This is a genomic window from Methylobacterium sp. GC_Met_2, assembly GCF_026540795.1.
Classification (GTDB): Bacteria; Pseudomonadota; Alphaproteobacteria; order Rhizobiales; family Beijerinckiaceae; genus Methylobacterium.
The window spans coordinates 102,355-119,615 of record NZ_JALNUM010000002.1 but is presented as its reverse complement, the minus strand read 5'-3'; the positions used below and the strand labels follow the sequence as shown (position 1 = coordinate 119,615).

16 protein-coding genes are annotated in these 17,261 nt (G+C 66.8%); 7 read left to right on the top strand and 9 right to left on the bottom strand.

The annotated features are described in order from the left end of the window. Positions 1-94 precede the first annotated feature (94 nt). Both OXS49_RS01480 and OXS49_RS01475 read left to right on the top strand, forming a co-directional pair. A complete protein-coding gene (locus tag OXS49_RS01480; RefSeq protein ID WP_267421076.1) occupies positions 95-2,659 on the top strand; it encodes a TonB-dependent receptor in 2,565 nt (854 codons plus the stop codon). Between the two features lie 194 nt (positions 2,660-2,853). Then, positions 2,854-3,207, top strand: coding sequence for a hypothetical protein (locus OXS49_RS01475; protein ID WP_267421075.1), 354 nt, complete (start codon positions 2,854-2,856; stop codon positions 3,205-3,207). Between the two features lie 55 nt (positions 3,208-3,262). On the opposite strand, the gene OXS49_RS01470 is transcribed toward OXS49_RS01475, so the two are convergent. From OXS49_RS01470 to OXS49_RS01455, 4 genes are all read right to left on the bottom strand, one after another. Beyond that, complete coding sequence (locus OXS49_RS01470) at positions 3,263-4,783, bottom strand: undecaprenyl-phosphate glucose phosphotransferase (protein WP_267421074.1); 1,521 nt, start codon at positions 4,781-4,783, stop codon at positions 3,263-3,265. Positions 4,784-4,928: 145 nt separating this feature from the next. Then, on the bottom strand, positions 4,929-6,128 hold the full coding sequence (locus OXS49_RS01465) for a glycosyltransferase family 4 protein (protein WP_267421073.1): 1,200 nt from the start codon (positions 6,126-6,128) through the stop codon (positions 4,929-4,931). Positions 6,129-6,259: 131 nt separating this feature from the next. Beyond that, on the bottom strand, positions 6,260-6,943 hold the full coding sequence (locus OXS49_RS01460) for a hemolysin III family protein (protein WP_244000312.1): 684 nt from the start codon (positions 6,941-6,943) through the stop codon (positions 6,260-6,262). Positions 6,944-7,094: 151 nt separating this feature from the next. Beyond that, positions 7,095-8,210 carry a COX15/CtaA family protein gene (locus OXS49_RS01455; RefSeq protein ID WP_267421071.1) on the bottom strand — a complete coding sequence of 372 codons (1,116 nt, stop codon included), beginning with the start codon at positions 8,208-8,210 and terminating at the stop codon, positions 7,095-7,097. Between the two features lie 177 nt (positions 8,211-8,387). Between OXS49_RS01455 and OXS49_RS01450 the strand changes: the two genes are divergently transcribed. Next, positions 8,388-8,594: a DUF2842 domain-containing protein gene (locus OXS49_RS01450; protein ID WP_244000207.1), complete on the top strand. Its 207-nt coding sequence runs from the start codon at positions 8,388-8,390 to the stop codon at positions 8,592-8,594. Between the two features lie 83 nt (positions 8,595-8,677). Beyond that, positions 8,678-9,016, top strand: a complete 339-nt coding sequence (locus OXS49_RS01445; RefSeq protein ID WP_244000310.1) for a hypothetical protein — start codon at positions 8,678-8,680, stop codon at positions 9,014-9,016. A gap of 6 nt (positions 9,017-9,022) precedes the next feature. Here the strand turns inward: OXS49_RS01445 and OXS49_RS01440 are convergent, their stop codons facing one another. Beyond that, complete coding sequence (locus OXS49_RS01440; RefSeq protein ID WP_244000204.1) at positions 9,023-10,084, bottom strand: polysaccharide deacetylase family protein; 1,062 nt, start codon at positions 10,082-10,084, stop codon at positions 9,023-9,025. A gap of 247 nt (positions 10,085-10,331) precedes the next feature. On the opposite strand from OXS49_RS01440, the gene OXS49_RS01435 reads away from it, so the two are divergent. Then, positions 10,332-11,516 carry a GNAT family N-acetyltransferase gene (locus OXS49_RS01435; protein ID WP_267421070.1) on the top strand — a complete coding sequence of 395 codons (1,185 nt, stop codon included), beginning with the start codon at positions 10,332-10,334 and terminating at the stop codon, positions 11,514-11,516. 106 nt (positions 11,517-11,622) lie between these two features. Here OXS49_RS01435 and OXS49_RS01430 read toward each other — a convergent pair whose 3' ends face one another. After that, positions 11,623-13,833 (bottom strand): GumC family protein, encoded by a 2,211-nt coding sequence (locus OXS49_RS01430; protein ID WP_267421068.1) that lies wholly within the window; start codon positions 13,831-13,833, stop codon positions 11,623-11,625. Between the two features lie 186 nt (positions 13,834-14,019). Here OXS49_RS01430 and OXS49_RS01425 point away from each other — a divergent pair, with 186 nt between their 5' ends. Next, complete coding sequence (locus tag OXS49_RS01425) at positions 14,020-14,601, top strand: polysaccharide biosynthesis/export family protein (RefSeq protein WP_243919665.1); 582 nt, start codon at positions 14,020-14,022, stop codon at positions 14,599-14,601. Between the two features lie 9 nt (positions 14,602-14,610). On the opposite strand, the gene OXS49_RS01420 is transcribed toward OXS49_RS01425, so the two are convergent. Further along, positions 14,611-15,207: a hypothetical protein gene (locus OXS49_RS01420; RefSeq protein WP_267421067.1), complete on the bottom strand. Its 597-nt coding sequence runs from the start codon at positions 15,205-15,207 to the stop codon at positions 14,611-14,613. A 206-nt stretch (positions 15,208-15,413) separates the two neighbouring features. After that, a complete protein-coding gene (locus OXS49_RS01415; RefSeq protein ID WP_244000196.1) occupies positions 15,414-15,662 on the bottom strand; it encodes a hypothetical protein in 249 nt (82 codons plus the stop codon). Between the two features lie 229 nt (positions 15,663-15,891). Here OXS49_RS01415 and OXS49_RS01410 point away from each other — a divergent pair, with 229 nt between their 5' ends. Beyond that, complete coding sequence (locus OXS49_RS01410; protein ID WP_243919415.1) at positions 15,892-16,107, top strand: hypothetical protein; 216 nt, start codon at positions 15,892-15,894, stop codon at positions 16,105-16,107. Between the two features lie 63 nt (positions 16,108-16,170). On the opposite strand, the gene OXS49_RS01405 is transcribed toward OXS49_RS01410, so the two are convergent. Continuing rightward, a complete protein-coding gene (locus OXS49_RS01405) occupies positions 16,171-17,250 on the bottom strand; it encodes a hypothetical protein (protein WP_267421064.1) in 1,080 nt (359 codons plus the stop codon). Positions 17,251-17,261: the final 11 nt, after the last annotated feature.

Sequence of the window (17,261 nt, the reverse complement as noted above, 5' to 3'; positions counted from 1 at the left end):
CCATCAGGTCCGATTGTGAACGTCCGATCGACCCGCCATGAGTATTGCCAAGCCCGGGACAACCGGACGCTGGTCTCAAGGCAGGGGAAATGCAATGTCACGTCGGGCGCTTCGGAGCGGCTTGCTCGCGTCTGCTTCAGTATTGGCGCTATCGGTCGCCCCGGGTGCAGTACAGGCTCAGCAATCGGTAACCCTCGGCGAGATCAGCGTCGTCTCGACATCACCGGTCGGGGCGGGCGGCGGCAATTCGAGCGGCGCTCAGAACCTCGACACACTGGGCCAGATCGTGCCGACCGCGCCCGCCGGCCCGATCCGCCTGCGCGGCTCCGAGCAACCGCTCAACAAGATCCCCAGCACGGTTCAATCGGTAACGCCCCGCCAGATCGACGTCGACCGCGGCACCGACAACATCCTCGCCACCTTCGCCCGGGCGACGCCCGGCGTGAACCTCAATGACTCGCAGGGCAACGGCAACCGCGCTGACCTCAACTACCGCGGCTTCACCGCCTCCCCCGTACAGGGCGTGCCGCAGGGGCTCGCCGTCTACCAGAACGGCATCCGCATCAACGAGGCCTTCGGCGACGTCGTCAACTTCGACCTGATCCCGCCGCAGGCGATCCAGCGCATCGACGTGGTCACCGGCAACCCGGTCTTCGGCCTCAACGCCATCGGCGGCGCGGTCAACATCCAGATGAAGAACGGCTTCACCTGGCAGGGTACCGAGATCTCGGCCTGGGGCGGCTCGGACGCCCGAACGGCCGGTTACTTGCAATATGGCAAGGTGTCGGACAACTGGAGCTTCTACTTCACCGGCGACGGCTTGAACGACCGCGGTTGGCGCTACGAGAACCCGAGCACGATCGGGCGGCTCTACGCGGATCTGGGCTATCGCTCGCAGGATTCGGAGTTTCACCTGATCGGGCTCGCCGCCCGCAGCTTCTACGGCGCGGCGGCCGCGACCCCGGTGGACTTCACCCATGTCGATCCCCGGGCGATCTTCACCTACCCGCAGACGCAGACCACGCAGGTCGGCTCGCTCCAGCTCACCGGCCGGGTCGACATCTCGCCGACCTGGGACCTCGCCGGCAACGCGTATTACCGCCGCTTCAGCGAGCGCTACGTCGACGGCAACGACGGCAATTTCGAGCAATGCAGCTCGCGGTCGAGCTTCCGCGGCTCCCTGTGCTACGAGGATGACGGCTTCAGCCCCTCCGCCGGCCAGTCGCAGAACGCGTTCCGCAACCAGTTTCTGCTGCTGGGCCAGCAGAACCAGCGGATCCCGTACCGCGCGCGCATCCCCTACGGGACGATCGACACCACGCAGACGGAATCGCAGGGCTATGGCGGCTCGCTGCAGGCGGCCAATCGCGACCGGATCTTCGGCCTGCCGAACACCTTCGTCATCGGCGGCAGCGTCGACGCGGCCGACTACTCGTTCAAGTCGTCGAGCACCCTCGGGGTGATCAACCCGAATCTCTCGATCACGACCGACCCGAACAACCCGTATTACGGCACAATCCCGGGGCTCGGCACGCCTTACATCCGGACGGCCGGCGCACTCGGCATCGCACCCAGCTCGGTGCAGGGCTCGAACCTGTATCTCGGCCTCTACGCCACCGACACGCTCGACCTGACCGACCGGCTCTCGCTCACTGCCGGCTTCCGGCTCAACTACGCACATATCCGCTCGGTCGATCAAACCGGCTTCTCGCCGGATGTCACGGGCACGCATGAGTTCACCAAGGTCAACCCGCTGGCGGGCCTGACCTACCAGTTCGACCCGGCGCTCAATCTCTACGGCAGCTACTCGGAATCGAACCGGGCGCCGACACCGCTCGAACTCGCCTGCGCCAATCCCGATCGACCGTGCCTGTTGCCGAACTCGCTGGTGGCCGACCCGCCGCTCAAGCAGGTCACCGGCCAAACCTACGAAGTCGGCTTCCGCGGCGTGATTCCGAGCTTCCTCTCGGGCGGCGCCCTGACCTACAAGGCCGGTGTGTTCCGCACCGACCTGACCAACGACATCATCCAGGTCGCCGTCGCGGGCAACGCCGCGCGGGCCTACTTCGTGAACGTACCGTCGACCCGGCGGCAAGGCATCGAGGTCAGCGCCGAATACGTGGTGACCCCCGACCTGCTGGTTTACGCCAACTACGCACTGATCGACGCCACCTTCCAGTTCAACCAGACGCTGTCCTCGCCGAACAACCCGTTCTCCGATGACGGGGCGATCAACGTGCGCAAGGGCAACAAGGTGCCCCTGATCCCGGATCATCAGATCAAGGCCGGGTTCGAGTACAACATCACGCCGAACTGGCGCTTCGGCCTCAACGTCTCGGCCTTCTCGTCGTCCTATTTCCGCGGCGACGAGTCGAACCTCAACCGCAAGCTGCCGGCCTACTATGTGATGAATCTGACGACGAAGTATCAGGTCACCAAGAACCTGGAAATCTTCGGGTTGATCACCAACCTGACCAACAACCGCTACGCGACGTTCGGCACCTTCGCCGAGCCCGGAGCGATCGCCGGCAACCTGTCGATCAACGACCCGCGGACCACGACCCTGGCGCAGCCGCTCTCGGTCTATGCGGGTCTGACCTACCGGTTCGGTGCCGATCCTGTACCGATGGCGCCGGAGCCGATCATCCGCAAGTACTGACGCCACAGGCGACAGGGGCGGGCGCCTTCCGCGGCCTTTGGGCCGCGCGAGGCGCCCGTCTGCGTTCAGAGGTCGCCGTGCGGCCTCCTGTCTCGGGAACGGGCCAGTGCGCCCGGAGTCTCCTCGGTGAGTCGGCTGAGCTCCTGTCGGAGTTCGCGCGCCGAACGAACCGCAATGCCTGGAGACCTGTCTCGATGATGTTCCGTTTTGCCGTCGCAGCCCTCACCCTCGCCGCAGCTACGCCCGCCCTCGCGACACCCTGCGCCGACGAGGTCAGCACCCTGCAGCGGCGGCTCGACAGCGCCGGCGCGGCCATGGTGACGGGCAAGACGCCGCCCGGCGGCCTGACCTCCTCGGATTCGCCGAAGGCGCTCGATAAGCCGCCGGCCCTAACAAAGGCGGATGCGGCCGTGAAGCCGAGCGCCGCAGGCGTCGAGGAAGCCAAGAAGCTGGTTGCCAAGGCGGGGGAGCAGGACAAGGCCGGCGACGCCCAGGGCTGCCGCGACACGATCATGAAGGCCAAGGAGAAGGCCGGCGCATTGCCGTAGTCGTAAGCATGACGCGGTCCCGCCGGATTCCGGTCGGGGCCGCGTGTCGGCGTGCTCAATAGGCGTTCTCGGTCTTGAGCAGCGCGAAGGGCGTGGTCGCCAGAATCTGGAGGTCGAGGAGAACCGACCAGTTCTCGATGTAGTAAAGGTCGTGCTCGACGCGCCGCTGTAGCTTCTCGGACGTATCGGTCTCGCCGCGCCAACCGTTGACCTGTGCCCAGCCGGTGATGCCGGGCTTCACCTTGTGGCGGGCGAAGTAGCCATCGACCACTTGGTCGTAAAGGGTGTTGGCCGCCTTGGCTTGCAGCGCGTGCGGCCGCGGGCCGACGAGCGAGAGGTCACCCTTCAGAACGTTGAACAGCTGCGGCAGCTCGTCGAGCGAGGTCTTGCGGATGAAGCGGCCCACCGGCGTGACGCGCGGATCGCCACGGGTCACCATCTTGGAGGCTCCCGCGTCGCACTGATCGACATACATCGAGCGGAACTTGAAGACCTCGATCAGCTCGTTGTTGAAGCCATGCCGCTTCTGCCGGAACAGCACCGGCCCGCGCGAACTCAGGCGCACGGCGAGCGCCACGCTCATCATCACCGGCGACAGGGCGAGCAGCATCAACAGGCCGACGCAGCGGTCGAACAGCGCTTTGACCACGACATCCCAATCCGCGATCGGCTTGTCGAACACGTCGAGCACCGGCACCGATCCGAGATAGGAGTAGCTGCGCGGCCGCAGGCGCAGCTTGGCCGCATGGGCCGAAAGCCGGATGTCGATCGGCAGCACCCAGAGCTTGGCCAGCATCTGCAAAATGCGCGCTTCGGCGGTGATGGGAATGGTGAAGACGATCAGGTCGAGCCGCGCATGCCGCGCATAGGCTACGAGGTCATCGACATTGCCGAGCTTCGGATGGCCCGCCACAACGTCCGACGAACGGTCCGTGTTGCGATCGTCGAAGACGCCGACGATGCGGATACCGCTGTCGCTCTGTGCCTCCAGCGCGGCGATCAGATCTTCCGCAGGCTTGCCGCCGCCCACGATCGCGGTGCGTCGGTCAAATCGGCCCGCGCGGGTCTGCGCCTCGATGACCCGATAGAGGATGAAGCGCCCGATCAGCAGCGCGCCGAGTCCCGTGCCGTAAAAGGTCGCCAGCCACAGGCGCGAGTAATGGTCGGCCACCTTCGCGAGCACCAAGCCCGCCGCGACCACCAGGAAGGTCAGCGACCACGCGGTGGTGATCCGGATTGCGCTCTTGAAGAAGGTGCGGAATGCGGCGATCCGGTAACAACCCGCGGTCTGGAGCAGGGCGACCGTGATCGCCGCGATGCACCCGATCGCCCCGGCATAGGTCACGCCGAAGGCCACCCGCCCATACAGCATGACAAGGTGGAGCAACGCACCAAGTGCGAAGATGAGGGCGCCTTCCAGCGCCCGGATCAGGCCCGCCACCACGACCGGCGAGATCGCGGTGCGGCCCGCAACGGCCGTCTCGGCCAGCGGCATCGCAGCGTCGGCGCGATGGTGGGGTTGTACCTCAAGAGGAGTGGCGGCCTCGAGAAGATCGCGGATGTCGAACGCACTCATCGAACGGCCCTCTTCCGCGCCAGCCGGCGGTTTCGTCAATCACAGCGTGGCACGGGGCATTGTCGGAAGACTTAAGACCACGCCACCCGCGACGTTATTGATCGTCGGGGCGCGGGTGGCTGGTCACTCAGATCCGGTCCGCGGATCAGGCCGTCCGCGGCGCCGCGAGTTCCTGAACCTTGACGGTGCGACGGTCACCGCGGGCCTGGAATGCGGCGGCGTAGCCAGAGATCACCTCGGTGCCCATGCGCTCCAGGGAGAAGCGCTGGTGAACCGACGTGCTGAGCGCCTGCACCTGGGCGTCGAGCGCTTCCGGCGCTTCATCGAGGACCCGACGGATGCCGGAGGCGAGGCCCACCGGATCCCGGGGCGGAATGAGATCGCCCGCCGCCTGCCCGAAGATCTCGGGGATCCCACCGACCCGGGTGGCGACCAGCGGCTGCCCGGCGGCTGCGGCTTCCAGGACCACGTAGGGCAGCGATTCCGCAAGAGAGGGAACCACTAGGATCCGGCCACGCGCCAGGACGGAGCGGATCGCCTGCGGCGGCTCGAACGAGACGGCGCCGCCGAGCCCAAGGCGGTCGACGTTCTGCCGCAGGATCTCGGCGTCCGGCCCGGACCCGACCATCAGCAGGCGCAACGCCCGGCCTTCCGCTCGGAGCTGAACGAGGGCCTCGAGCAGGTATGGCAGGCCCTTGGCCTCCCGCAGCTCGCCGACGTAGAGCAGATCGAAGGGGTCCTCGACGCGCTCGACGGGTGCGAACTCGGCGTCGGCGAGGCCATTATGGACGATGCGTGTCACTTGCTCCGGGCCGCCGACGAAGCGTCGGTGCCGGCCGGCGACGTACTCGCTTTCGAACAAGAATGCGTCGGTCCGGCGGGCCAGGACCGCTTCGGCGCTCATGTAGAGGCGGTGCAACGCGGTGCCGGGCCGGTAATTGTAGCTGCCGCCATGGGGCGTGTAGCTGCGGATCGCTGCGCCGCTGCGGGCGAGCCTGGCATAAGCGCCACCCTTCGCGCCGTGGCCGTGAAGGACATCGGCACCCACCATGGCCGCCCGCCGGCCGACCGCCTTCAGGCATCTCCAATCGGATCGATCCGGATTGCGCCGCATCGGGATCCGGAGGAGGCCGAGTTCGAGGCAGGGCAGCAGGTCGGACAGCGCCCGCTCGCCGCGCTCGCCGCCGGTCGTCGAGTCGCAGATGATCCCCACCGCGTGTCCCGCAGCGGCCTGAAGGCAGGCCAGATCCATCACGTGCCGGAAGAGCCCGCCGACGGGCGCCCGGAAGATGTGTAGGATCCGGTAACGCTCTGTGGCTCGAGCGTCGTTCGACTTGGCGACCACGGTATCGCTCCCGGTGAAAACTGTCCCGGGATTTATGGAGCGCCGATAGTCGTGGGGCTCTTAAACGCAGCTCATCCGGCGCATCCTTTTCATCGACACGGTAAGCGGAGTTTTACTGCGCCGAAAACAAGTCATGTCATTGGCAAGCCGTTCAGGCTGGCCCAGATGGTGCCGTAATGGCAGGCGGTGGCGGCCAACACGAAGCCGTGCCAGATCGCGTTCTGGAAGGGCAATGTCCGCCAGATGTGGAACACCACGCCGATTGAGTAGAGCGCACCTCCGATGGCCAGGAGCCAGAGCGCGGTCGGCTGAAGACTGGCGATCACCGACTCGTAGGCAAACAAACCGCTCCAGCCGAGCATCAGGTAAAGCCCGATGGACAGCCGGTCGAACCGGCCGGGCAGGAACAGCTTGACGCTGATCCCGACGAGGGCGACTGCCCAGATCATCGCAAGCAGCAGGTAGGCACGCGATCCCGATCCAACGAGGGCGACGAGCGGCGTGTAGGTGCCGGCGATCATCAGGTAGATCAGGGCGTGATCGGCCCGGCGCAGCAGCCATTTGCGAGGGCTGACCGGATACAGATTGTACAGAGCTGAGACGCCGAGCATCAGCACGAGGGCGGTCGCGTACACGACAACGGCGACACGCTCGGCCACACCAAGATGCGCGGTGAGCGCCGTCGCCACCATCGCGGCGGCGCCAGCCAATCCGAGGACGACCCCGAGACCGTGGATCACACCATCCGCCACGATCTCGCGGGGCGTGTAATGCCACGTCAGAGAGAGTGGGCGACCATCCTCCGCGAGAGACATTATCAAGCCTCCTGCCACGCCTGCAGTCTAAAGCTTAAAACGTCTTGATCGTTCCATGTGCAGAGTGCTGAGCGGGAGTTATCCCGAGGATTCACATGAGCACCTATAGCTCTCGTGCAATGGCAGCAGCATCGCCGCATTGCAGGAAAGACTAAACGCCGCGTCCCGCCAGCCCCTCAAAGCCGATCGGTGGGTCGGACGGCACCGACCGAACCCGGGCGATTCCCAATCCAACCCCGTGGCTGAGGCGGGCATGGACCGTCGCCATGATCAGGACCGCCATCGCCAGAACCTGATGGGCCAGCGCTGCCCAGAGCGGGATCGCGAGCAACAGTGTCGCGATCCCGAGCGCCGCCTGGGCCGATGCCAGAACGGCCACGCCGGCCGCGCGCCCCGCTGCACCGGCCGGTCCGGTGATCTTGGCATCCACCGCGTGCAGGATCGCCACGATGATCACGAAGTAGGCGGTCATCCGGTGGTCGAGCTGAACCAACGCGTGATTGTCCACGAAGTTCTCGATCCAGGGTCGAATGGCGAACAGGGTATCGGCCGGCGGGACGAGAGCACCGTCCATCGTCGGCCACGTGTTGTAGACCAGACCCGCATGCGAGCCCGCGACGAGCCCGCCCAAGAAGATCTGCACGAGGATCAGCACCGGAAGCAGCGCCGCGATCGCGCGCAGGCGGGTCGGCACCGGCTCCACCGCACGGCCGCGTTCACCCGCCGCGAGCCAGACCAAGCCCGCCAGGATGAGGCTTGCGGTGGTCAGATGAAGCGCGAGCTTGAGCGGGGCCACCGCGGTCATGCCGGGTTGGAGGCCTGAGGCCACCATGACCCAACCAATGGCACCCTGCAGCCCACCAAGGACGCCGAGACCGAGCAGGCCGAGTCCCAGAGTGCGGCTGATCCGGCCCTGCCACCAGAACACGATCAGCGGGAGGAAGAACACGAGACCGATCAGCCGGCCTAGCACTCGGTGACCCCATTCCCAACCGTACAGGACCCTGAAGGCAGAGAGCCCCATACCCTGGTTGAGGATGCTGTATTGCGGCGTGTCCTTGTACTTGGCGAACTCCGCCGCCCAATCGGCGTCGGAGAGGGGCGGGATGATCCCGGTGACCGGTCGCCATTCGGTGATGGACAGACCCGATCCCGTGAGACGCGTCGCACCGCCGACAGCCACCATGGCGACCACCAGTGCGGCGACCACGTAGAGCCAGGTCCGCACGGCGCCGGAGCGCGGCTCCTCCGCATTGTTGACAACCATCTGCAGTCCTTCGGCCTAGAACCGGGATGTGCCGATCCCGGTTGCCGGGTTAAAAGATGCATGGGCCTGCAGCAACGTCGGCGGCGCCGCAGCCCGCGGCAGGCTGCGCGTTGCCAAGCCCTTGCGTGAGCGCTAGCCCCTTTGCAGAGGCTCCAAGCAGAACCACCACGAGACGCCATGCGACGACGAACCCGGACCCTGATCGGCACCCTCGCGATCCTGGCCTTCGTCTGCGTCTACGGACCCTTGGCGATGACCTTGGCGGACAGCCGCATCGCGGAGACGCCGGCAGCAATGCAGGCCGTGCTCTACTCGATCCTGGGAATCGCCTGGATCTTCCCGCTGATGCCGCTGATCCGTTGGATGGAACGGCCGGATCGCTGACGCGACCCCTCGATTTCGCCGCACTCCGAGATCAGAAGCGACGCGTCCTCTTCCGAGATCGCTGCGTCGTGCTCCGTCCCCCCATGCGCCTCATGCCTCTGGCAGCCCTGATCGCGCTGCTCGCGCCCCTGCCGGCCCTGGCCCAGGGAACCCCGCGTTCGATCGGCGAATGCGAGCGGCTGAAGAACGATCTCGCCTACAATCAGTGCCTGGCGATGTTCGGTCCTGCCGCCAAGAACGTGGCCGGTGGCTTCGCATCCTCCGACTCGGCCCCGACGCCCGCCGCCGCGATGGCGGAAGCCATCCCGCAGTTGGAGGAGACAGCGGAGCCCGTGACGAGCGGACGGCGACGCTACCGCGGGCATCGCGGTCGGCAATACGCCTCGTTCTCGAGCGGGTATCGGCACCGGCGGCGGCGCTAGCGTCCGTTAAGCCACGTTCAGGCGGCGACCGCGGTTCCAGGCCAGGAACGGCACGCCGGAGAGCAGACCGCCCAGGGCTGCCCGCGTTTGATGGCAGCCGTTGATCGACACGCGGGGCAGCGCGTGGAGATGCCCGGCGTGGCCCGCGAAGAGGTGGCCGGGCCGGGTCGTCACCGCGGTGGCGAAGCCCTGGCTCCGGGCCAGCGCAAATTCCCGCGGCCCGGCCGAACCCGGATCGCCGACCGGATAGGACAAGTGCCGCACGGGCCGGTCGAGCGCCGCCTCGATCCGCGCACGCCCCTCGGCGATCTCCTGGGCGGCGAATGCCTCCGGGTGCTTGGCCAGCATCGGGTGGCTCACCGTGTGCGCCCCGATCGTGACGGCGGGATCCTTGGCCAGATCGCGCAGGTCCGCCCAGGACAGGCACAGTTCGGACGCGATCTGCCCCGGCTCGAAACCAGCTTGACGACACAGCGCCGCGATCCGGGCGAGGAGTTCGGCCTCACCGCCGCCGCGCAAGTCGCGATAGATCGCGTCGAAGGCGAGCGCCTTCTCGCCCGCGCTGCGCGCCGGCAGATCGACGCTGCGCGCGCCGATGTCGATGCGAACGCGGTCGAGCCGTGCGATGGCGCGCTCCAATTCGGTCCACCAGAGCCGTCCGGTCTGATCCGCGAAGGCGCTGGTGGCGAATAGCGTCCAGGGGGCGTTATGGCGGGCCAGAACCGGTCGCGCGTGCGCGACATTGTCCCGATAGCCATCATCGAAGGTCAGGACAGCGAAGGGTGGGCCGTAGTCGGGTTCGGCCAGGCGTTGCGGCACGGCGTCGAGGCCGATCACCTCGAAACCGCGGGCATCGAGTTCGCGCAGGGTCAGGTCGAGGAAGTCCGGGGTGATGGTCAGCAGGCGGTTCGGGGCGAAGGTTGGCGGCGCGTCCGGGCTGACATGGTGGAAGGTGAGGATCACGCCGAGCCCACGGGAGGCCGGAGCCATCCAGCGATCTGCCCCAATCGCCTGGATCGCGCGAAACCCGGTCGCGAAGACCCGATGCTTGGTATCCGACGACAGCATGATCTCACACCGATCAGGCCGATCGGCCCGCGCCCGGCACCCTGCGCGCGTCGCGGTAAACAAAGTTCGAAGACTGTACGACCGTCAATATGCACGCAACAGAGCGTTAGCCACATCAAGTTTTTGAGCGCCTGCCGACGCGTGAAGTGTCTTACCAGGCCGAGAATTCCACTGCTTGTTCAGCCGCAGGCGGCGAAGGTCTGGACGCGACGGGCGACCGGGCGCGGTCCAGCAAAGGTCAGAGGCAATGGCGGTCGCCCTTCGGGTCACGGATGCGGATAGGGTCGATGCTCCGTCGGTCGGAGCCCTCGCAGCGGAAATTATCGCGGACCCGGCCGCCGCGGAAGCCGTCTGGCGCCAGATCGAGTGCGATCCCGACAGCATTCAGACCCCCTATCAGCGGTTCGACTGGACCATGGCTTACTTGCGCGCGCGCAGTCAGGTCGGCACCGCGCGGATCCTGGTCCTCCGTGATCGGGACGGTCGTCCCCAGATCCTCCTGCCGCTGCTTGTCGAGCGACGGCTCGGCCTGCGCGTCGCCCGGACTGTGGGCGACACCCACGCGAATTATCATCTGCCCCTGTTCGCGAGCCGCGACGCGACGTCGATCCGGGCCGAGGACATATCAGCGGCTCTGACGCGCGCCGCGCGTTCGGCCGGGATCGACGTCTACGCGCTGCAGCATCAACCCCGGTCCTGGGACGGCACGGCGAACCCGTTCGCGACCGGCGGCGAGCCGGAGGCCAGCAATGGCTATGGGCTGACCCTCGAACCCGATCCCGAAGCCACGATGCGACGGGTCTTCAGTGCCGATGCCCGCAAGAAGCTGCGCTCGAAGGAGAAGCGTCTGATCGAGGCGCATGGACCCGTCGTCTATCGCCGCGCCGAGACGGCCCAGGAAGCGAACCGGTTCCTGGCGGCCTTCTACGCTCACAAGGCCATCCGGTTTGCCGCGATGGGCATCGCCGACCCTTACGCCGATCCGTCGATCCAGGCCTTCCTGGCGGCGGCCGCGGCGGGCCCGAATTCGGCGCTGGAGATCCATGCGCTGTGCATCGCCGAGAGTGGTCGGGTGCTGGCGACGTTCGGCGGAGCGGTCAATGCGCAACGCTACAGCGGGATGATGACGGCGTTCGATCCGGATTCCGAAATCGCCCGGTACAGCCCTGGGGATCTGCTGCTGCAACATCTCGTGCGCGAGCAGGCGACCCGTGGTCGCCTCGGCTTCGATCTTGGGGTCGGCGAAGCGCGGTACAAGGCCAGCATCTGCGACGAGACCATCGAACTCGTCGAGAAGATCATCCCGGTGACGCTGGCGGGCCGAACCTACGGGGCGGTCCGGCAGGTTCTCGTGCGCGCCAAGCGCGGGATCAAGCGTGACCCGCGCCTGTATGCTGCGTTTCAGCGGCTGCGGACGTGGCGGCGGGCCTGACCGGATTCGCGTCGGCTGCCCCGCGGTACACGACAGTATCCCGCGGCCGGCTCGTCGGCGATCCCTACCGCCGGGGTCGCCGACGGCCCGGGAACGCTCTCAGCGATCACGCGGCGTTGAGGCGCAGATCGGCGTCGATCGCAGCGCCGGCCGTCGGCCGGTCCTGGGCCACGAGGATCTGCCTGGCACCTGCTTCCTGCGCGGCGGCGTAGAGATCGGCCAAAGCCGGATCCTCCGCCGAGGCGTTCGAGGCGATCACCACCGTATCCATGTAGCCGGCGACGAGATCGAGAAGGTTGTCGGCATCCGCGGTGGCCTTGAGGCAGCAGACCACCCAGTCGTAGGCTTCCGCCATCGCCTCGAAGGTCAGGGTCAGGGCATCCGGCTCCTCGGACAACACAGAGCTCGAGTGCCGCCCGGCCTCGATCACATGCAGGCCGCTGGAGCGATCGGCCTGGATCACGTCGAGGAAGGCGGCCTCGCCGGCCACCAGATCTGTGAAGCCGAGCTTCCCGTCTCCATGTCCGCCGTTCAGCGCGACGGCGACGAGGGTTCCGGCGCCGCCGAGCGCCCGCGTCAAGGCGGTCGAGAGCCCTGCCACACCGTTGGTCCGGCTGGTCTCCAAGATCAGGACGCGCCGGCCGGAGGGTGCGTCGGCGGCGCGCGGAGCGGCCGAGATCCGGGCGATCAGCGGCGCGAGGTCGAATGCCTCCGCGGTGGCTGCGGGCGCCGTTTCCGGAGCCGCCGCCGTAGGCTCCGCTTCAGCGTCGGACGCATCGGACCAACCGGTCGGCGACATGGCCTCCGGGAAGGCGAAGCGTGGCCGATCCAGAACCGGCTCTCGGCGCTGGCGAGCCTCAGCGGGATCGAAAGCCTCGTCCCGATCGGACGCGGACCGGGCGGCATCGGTCAGCAGGGCGCGGGCGATGATGGCACCGATTGAGAGCAGTAGCGTGATCAGGGTCGCGAACGCGATGATCGGCAGCTTCTTCGGGAAGGACGGCACCTCCGGCGTGACCGCGCGCGACACGATGCGCGCATCCGCCGGAGTCGCGGCTTCGCCGTCGCGGGCCGACGCCTCGCGGTAGCGCGACAGGTAGGATTCGAGCTGCTCGCGCTGCGCCTTGGCCTCGCGCTCCAGGGCGCGCAGCTGGATCTCGCTGGAATTGCCGCGGACCACGACGTCCTGCTGGCCGTCCACCGCGGCCTGCAGGCTCTCGACGCGGGCTTCCGCGATCTTGGAATCGTTCTCCATCGTGCGAACGATGCGTTCGGCCGAAGCCTTGATCTGAGCGTCGAGATCTTCGAGCTGCGCCTTCAGCTCCTTGATGCGCGGGTGGGCCGGCAGGAGCGTCCGCGATTCAAGGGCGAGCTGCGCCCGCACGGCGATGCGGTTCTCGACGATACGCCGGATGACCTCGTTGTTGGCGACATCCGGGATCTCGAAGGACCGCCCGTCCTTGATCAGATCCTTGATGGCCTTAACCTTGCCGGTGAGATCCGCCTTGAGGATCCGAGCCGCGGAGAGCTGGCTGGACAGCTCGCCGAGCTGCTGTGCGTTGAGCGGCCGGCCTGCGGCGCTTCCGACGAGGCCGTTCTTGGCCCGGAATACCTCGACCCTCGCCTCGGCCTCCGCGACGCGCTTGCGCAGTCCGTCGATATTACCGCCGAGCCACGAGGAAGCGTAGCGGGCTGTGTCGACTTTGTCGGCTTCGAGCGACGCGATGTAGAGCTTTGCGATGGTATTGGCGGCTTCAGCGGCAAGTGCCGCATCCTTCGCGCGGAACTCAATCGTGAGGATGCGCGACTTACCGGCAGGATAAACGAGCAGGTGCTCGAAATAGGCGTCGAGCACCCGATCCTCGGCCGGGCGGTCGAGGGGGTTGGCGCCGATGCCGAGCATCATCAGTACGCGCTGCACCGGACCGATGCTGGTTGCGCCGGGGTCGAATTCAGGATTGCCGACCAGCTTGAGCCGGCGGATCGCCTCCCGGGCGAGATCGCGCGACATCACGACCTGCACTTGGCTCGCCACCGCCTGCTCGTCGATCGGCGCGAGCTGATCGCCCCGCTCCTGCGCGGTGCGGGCGAAGGCCGGGTCGCGGCTCTCGAGGATGAGCTTCGACTCGCCAGTGTAGCGGGGGCTTACGACGTTGACGAAGACTGTGGCACCCAGGGCAACGACGAGCGTCGGGCCGACGATCCAGCCGAGCGAGCGGCCCAGAATGCGCGGCACCTGCGCAAGACCGAGACCGTCCTGGGCGCCGGACAGCGTGCTCGGCAGGGCTTCGGTCGAGCGTTGACGAATACGAGACATGCGGACGCTCTGGGCACGGAGGCAGACCGGCAGCACGTAAAGCCGCCCGCCGGCTAGTAGCGGATATTAAGGTTGCTCAAGAGTTAAAGCCGGGCCGTCCGTGGCAAGACGCTCAGCGGTGACGTTTGATCAGACTTCGTTAACCTTAACAGCTTAGTCCTGGCCTCTACCGCATCCATGACGGCGATGGTGATGAACCGGCGTGCTCTTCTCCTCTCCCTCGGCACGACCCTGGCGCTCGGCGGATGCCTGCGTCCGACCTTCCGGACCGATCAGCTCGATGCGACCGGCACCGGGTCGATTGCCGCCCGCTACACCCTAGCTGCAGGCGACAAGCTGCGGGTGATCGTCTTCGGCCAGGACAACCTGTCGAATATTTATGCGGTCGATGGAGCCGGTCGGATCGCGATGCCGCTGATCGGCGTCGTGCAGGTCGGCGGGCAGACGACCGGGCAGGCGGCCCGCTCGGTCGAGGCCAAGCTCGCCTCCGGCTTCGTGCGAGAGCCGCACGTGACCGTGGAGGTCGATGCCTACCGGCCGTTCTACATCCTCGGCGAGGTCACGACCTCCGGCCAGTACCCGTTCGTGAACGGGATGACGGTCGAGACAGCGGTGGCGATCGCGGCGGGATTCGGCCCGCGCGCGGCACGGGACTATGCCGTCTTGACCCGCGACACGGGCGGCGGGAAGCTGGTCTCCGGCATCGTACCGATGACCTACTCGGTCAGGCCTGGCGACACGATCGTGGTCAAGGAGCGGTTCTTCTGAACCGTCCGATCACTGTCCGTCCCGCCATGGGTTGATCACCCGCATGGCGGTCTTTTCGGTCGGGATCGGCGTCGCGGTCACCGGCACGTTGGCATGCGCCACCATGCGCCCGGCCTCTTGGGCAGGACGCAGGCCTACGGGCGTGAACAGGCCAGCCAGAACCTTGCGCGTTCCCTTGCTGACGAAGCGCGAGCTTTGCGTCGGCTCGAAATCCCGGACAGTATGGCGTTTGTCGGGATCACCGGCGAAGACCTTGGCTCCGGTGTTGAGGACGACGATGTCACCGGGACGGAGCGTTTCGTCCTTCAGCAAGGCCGCGGTCGCTCCCGCCTTCATATCGATCGAGGTCTGACGCGGCGAGATATCCGCCTCTTTCACGCGGATCCTCACCGGCAAAGCGCTGTAGCGAGTCTGCAGGTGGCGGCGGGCCGCGCCGAGGCGCTGGTAGGTGTGCTCGGTGGTCTGGGACTCAAACGACGGCGCCGGCTGCACCGCTTGGGGCGCTGGGCGTGCACCGAACAGCATTTCCAGGAAGCCCATTTCGGCGGCTTCGGCCTGTGTTCCGCTTCCGACGACCAGTCCAGCGGCAGCGACGACAGCCAGCATGCAACACGTGCGAAGCGTCATAGCGCCCTCTGGAACCGATCCTCGACGTGAGCATCTTACCCTCAACCGCAAGCTGTGCGATTGAGTTCCAAGATTGCCGCACTCCGCAGACTCACTTCGTGATGTTTGAAATATGAGGTCTTCGAGACTTCGGTCGAGGCTATTGACACGCTTGACCGATCGGGCCGGCGTCGCAGTGCGGTTGGTCAGGCCGGAGCGGACTGCTCACCTTCGCCGATGCAATCCAAAGCCCGTTCAACCGCACTTACTGCATCCAGAAGGTTCTGGACGGTGCGTTCGACCTCGCGCGCGGGACGCCCCATAGCGGCGGCGCGTGCGCTCACGTCCTCAAGCTGGTCGAGCAGCTCGAGAAGGTCGCCTGCTACGGTGACGACCTCACAGCGGGCGAGGCGCGCGACGTTTGCGCGGGGACGGAAGGGCAAGACGTTGCTCATCGCCGGTGGTTGTCGCCCGAAAGGCCCCGGATTGGCCAGAGGGTGCCAAGCCCTATCCGCTGCAAACGAACGGCGTGGTGGATTTTCCGTGGCCGCTGCGCATCGGAGGCCGCAGAACCGATTCACGGTTGGCGGTCACTCTTGACGAGGTCTACCTGGGCCTGACGATGGCGGCACTGCCGTTTCTGCATTCAAGGCCGATCATCGGCCGAACCCGTCAGGACCTCCCATGCGCCTCGTCCTTTTGGCCTTCTCCGCGCTCACGATCGGCGGCCTGTGCGCCTGCGCCACCGACGGGCCGGACTCCCGCAGCGGTCTCGCCGAGAGCTTCAACCTCGACAATTACCGGGCCTCCAGCAACACCAACGGCACCCAGACCCGGCGGGATGTGAACCGCGCCTACACGCAGCCGACCCTGCCGACGATCGGCAACCGCGGTATGTAAGTGACGCGTCGCTGCCGCTGGGACGCGGAGGCGACGCGTTCACCGTCCGGCCATCGAAGCCCGTCAGCGCTTCGTCAGCGCGTCCGCGAAGGTGGTGATCCGGTTCCGGGCATAGACCGGCAGCCCGGCACTGATCGACGTGCCGGTGTTGAAGCTCGAATTGCCCATCAGCACCTGGGCGGGCAAGAGGTTCTTCAGCACCGGCACACGGGCGTATTCCGCCTTCCGGTCGAGCACGTCGCCCTTGATGGCGAGCGCCATGTAGGTGGTGACGACCGTCTTGCCCGGGTCATTCGGCATCGGCTGGAACACCGCCAGGAACTTGCCGAAGCGCAGGATCTGGTTGACCCAGAAGATCGTCTGCTCCAGCCCGCCAGTCACCGGCGTATCGATCTTGGTCAGGGCTCGGAGCGGCCCGTCCTGGTCGGGCCCGAGCACCCGCAACTCGCTCTGGAACGAGACATATTCGGCGATCTTCTTGGCCGAACCTTCCTCCAGCTTGTTGGCGAGCTTCACGCCGAGCGGCAGCTTGCCCTCCAGATCGTAACGCGACTCGATGCAGGCACCGGCGCCCTCGCACCAGGGCCGATCGGGCCGCTTGGCGAAGGCGGCGGCCGGATCCTTGTTGGGCGTCACCTCGGCGGAGGAGACGGCGCGGTGCTTGATCGCCGGATCCATCTTCTGAACGAAGGCGAGATTGGCGTAGGACGCGCTGTCGATCGACTCGGGCGGCCGAGGAACGACGAACCGGCCCTCGGCCACGTAGATCTTGAGGGTCTCGTGCCGCGGCTTGGTCACGCCGTTCACCGTGACGGTGTAGTCGGGCTCCTTGTAGCCGGGGTAGGGAGCGAGCACCGCCGCCTCGGCCGGACGCACCTTCTGCCAGTCGAGATACGGAATCAGCCCGTTCTCCGGGGCCGTCGGCTTGTCGCGATGGTCAGTGAACAGGATCTGGCCCGGCTTGATCGTCGCCGGATCGACGGCCGTGACCGACGGCACCTCCTTGATCCGGTCGGCCGCGGGGGCCGGCGCGGTGTTGGCGGCGGGCGTCTGCGCGCGGGCCGGGATCGCGGCCAGCAGCGCAAGGGCAAAAGCCGCGGGGACTCGGGCGGCGGGAAGCTGCATTCGCAACGGGTGTCTCATCTTACGGGGGA